This is a genomic window from Candidatus Mycoplasma haematohominis, from assembly GCF_902712995.1.
In the GTDB taxonomy this organism is placed as follows: Bacteria; Bacillota_I; Bacilli_A; order Mycoplasmatales; family Mycoplasmoidaceae; genus Eperythrozoon_B; species Eperythrozoon_B haematohominis.
This window is the reverse complement of sequence record NZ_CACTIB010000002.1, coordinates 1-2,757: the sequence shown is the minus strand read 5'-3', so window position 1 is coordinate 2,757 and position 2,757 is coordinate 1. Positions and strand designations below refer to the sequence as shown.

At 37.5% G+C, this 2,757-nt stretch carries 5 protein-coding genes; all 5 read left to right on the top strand.

The window, feature by feature from the left end:
- On the top strand, positions 1-307 hold a 307-nt coding region (locus tag H6411_RS00065; RefSeq protein WP_216082617.1), incomplete at its 5' end, for a hypothetical protein.
- Between the two features lie 109 nt (positions 308-416).
- Complete coding sequence (locus H6411_RS00060; RefSeq protein ID WP_216082616.1) at positions 417-806, top strand: hypothetical protein; 390 nt, start codon at positions 417-419, stop codon at positions 804-806.
- Positions 807-821: 15 nt separating this feature from the next.
- Positions 822-1,325 carry a hypothetical protein gene (locus H6411_RS00055; RefSeq protein WP_216082615.1) on the top strand — a complete coding sequence of 168 codons (504 nt, stop codon included), beginning with the start codon at positions 822-824 and terminating at the stop codon, positions 1,323-1,325.
- Positions 1,326-1,334: 9 nt separating this feature from the next.
- Entirely contained in the window at positions 1,335-2,150 is an 816-nt protein-coding gene (locus H6411_RS00050) for a hypothetical protein (protein ID WP_216082614.1), read from the top strand.
- A 19-nt stretch (positions 2,151-2,169) separates the two neighbouring features.
- Positions 2,170-2,601, top strand: coding sequence for a hypothetical protein (locus H6411_RS00045; RefSeq protein ID WP_216082613.1), 432 nt, complete (start codon positions 2,170-2,172; stop codon positions 2,599-2,601).
- The last annotated feature ends 156 nt before the right edge of the window (positions 2,602-2,757 follow it).

Sequence of the window (2,757 nt, the reverse complement as noted above, 5' to 3'; positions counted from 1 at the left end):
GACCATTAGCGAAGCTGGGGAAAATTACGACAATAAAAAAGGTGGCGATTCTACAAACAAAAAAACATTTATTTCCGCAACAGGAAACGATAAATTCTGGAAAATAAGAAATGAGGAGTTTTATGCGGATGGCGATGGAGAGAAAAATAAATCTAAAGCAAAAGGAGCGTCTTCTAAATTTAAAGCTGAGTCAGTAGAAGCTGATAAGCCAGAAATAAGAAAAATTTGTGAAGAGGCGTATGAATCTACCACAGAAGAAGGAACAAGCTATCCTATTGCAGATGTAAATATATTTTGCGTTTTATAAACAAAAAATTCTTTTTAAAAGGGAGTAACTGACACTAAGTTTGCATTTGTTACTATATATTTACTTTTTATTTATATAGGTCTGTATATTACTTATTTATTAATTGGTTATGGCGTCCCCAGCAGTTGTCGGAGCAGGAGTAGTAGGCGGTACAGCCGCAGTTGGAGCTACTTCAGTGGCAGCTTATCATGCTTTCAATAAAAATGGAGCGGATGATCAAACAAAAGAGACTAGTAAGCAAGCAGCAGCTGAAAATAATAATGCGGGTGCAGAATCTAAACAAGCAACAACTGATGATGGAAGTTCTGGATCGCCTGGCGAATCTTCTAAACCGAATGCGTCTTCTGGAAATGGGGTTGATGTAGTTGCTCAACCGCAACCAAATAGTGTTCCAGACGCTGATTCAGAAAAACGAGATTCACAAGCTCTTGTTAGCGGAACTCAGCAAGGTAAAACTTCTTTAGAATCTTCAGGAGATCCTAAACCTACAGGGACTTAGTTTTTTTAAATAGATATGACACCACAAGTAGCAGCTGGAGCTGGAATAGGAGGATTAGTTGCTGCAGGAGCAGGAGGTTCTGCTATTGCTTATGCAGCTGGCGCTTTTGATGGAAATAAATCAACTAACACTGATAATACTAGCGCTGTTTCTTTAATATACAGATCACAAGCAGAAGAGGAATTAAAAAATGACAATAAAGAGTACATAGGAAATAATTTAGAGGGAAGAATTAAAAAGCTTTTATACGATGAAAATGCAAAGGATGGCGCTTATTTGACTAGCGTAAAAAGCGTTTGAACAGATATGAAAAAACAAGAAAAGATGTCAGTTGATGAGCTAGAGTTAGGAGATATAGATAAACCTAATAAACAGGATGACGTGGTGAATTATATAAATAAGTGATGTGAAGCTGTTTCAGTGCAAACATTAACAGCCAAACCAACTGATGAATCTTCTGAAGAAGGCAAAAAATGAAAAGCTTTCAAAGAAGCTTGTTTTTGAGCTAAAGTAGCATAAAAATAATATATGGCATCCCCAGCAGCAGTAGGCGGAAGTTTACTAGGCGCAGGAGCGATAGGAGTTGGTAGCGCGTATTTGGCTGGAGCTTTTGAAGGGTCAAATAATTCGGAACCATCAAGTCTTCTTTTATCTAAAGACTCTACATTTTCAACTTATACAGATAGCAATGTAATAGGGAAAATCTATGGGAATTATTTGGTTGCCCCTATTGGTTCTCAAGGAGAAGGAACTTCAGCAACTAATAATGGAGAATGATGAGAGTGATCTTATGCTAGATGAAAAAAAGACTCTAAGCCACAAGATAACGATTTAAGTGCTGAATTTAAAGGTGGAGGTAAAGTAGGTTCAGCTTTTTCTGATGCTTCAGGCTCTTCAACTGCTTTAAATAAAGTTTGTGAAGCTGTTTATAAGAAAAATAAAAGTGAAATAACTTCTTCAGGAACTTCTCCCGATAATCAAGCTAAATTGAAAAGAGATTTGTTTAAGTATTGTTCTATATTGGGAGAAGTAAAAGTTATTAGCGAAGTCAGCGAAGAAGATTACAAAACTAATTCCAGTTATGGAAATTCTTCTGAGAATGCCAAAAAATTTATAGCTGTAACTGGAAATGACAAATTTTGAGAAGCAAGAAATAAAGAGTTCTATGAAACTTCTGGAGACAAATCTAATTCTTCAGCAACTGACAATTCTAAATTTAAAACTGAACCAAATAAAAACCCAAAACCAAATGTAAGAAATATTTGTAAAAACGCATATGAGTCTCTAACGTCAGATAAGACAAATTATCCTGAAACTGATGTAAATAAATTCTGTACTTTATAAGCAGAAAAATTAATTAGTTATGGCATCCCCAGCAGTAATTGGAGCAGGAGTAATAGGAGGAACAGCGGTAGTGGGAGCTACTTCTGTTGCTGCATATCATGCTTTTAATAAGAATGGGGCAACTGAAGAAAATCCAACTACTAAAGGTTCGCCAACAGCATCAATTCTTGAACCTGGCCAAACTCAGGATGTACAACAAGAAAGCGCTCAACCACCAGGAAGAATTGGTGACGCAGGCGTTGATTCATCAACTTCGAAAGGGAAAGAAGCAACTGGAGAGAATGCAGAGGCAGCAGCTGTCTCCTCACAAACGTCTGCGCAAAGTGGTACTGAAGATTCGGTTCCAAAAGTATCAGAGACTGCTGGCCAAGAAGGAAAACCTCAAGGAGAAACAATACCTCCTGCACCAGCACAGACAAGCAATCCTAAACCCGAAGGATCTTCTGTTTAGATAAATATGACACCACAAGCAGCAGTAGGAACAGGATTAGGAGGTTTAGCTGCTGCAGGAGCAGGAGGTACTGCTGTTGCCTATGCAGCTGGAGCTTTTAAGGCAACAGAAAACAAAACAACTAATAATAAAGAACCAACATATTTATCTCAAGCT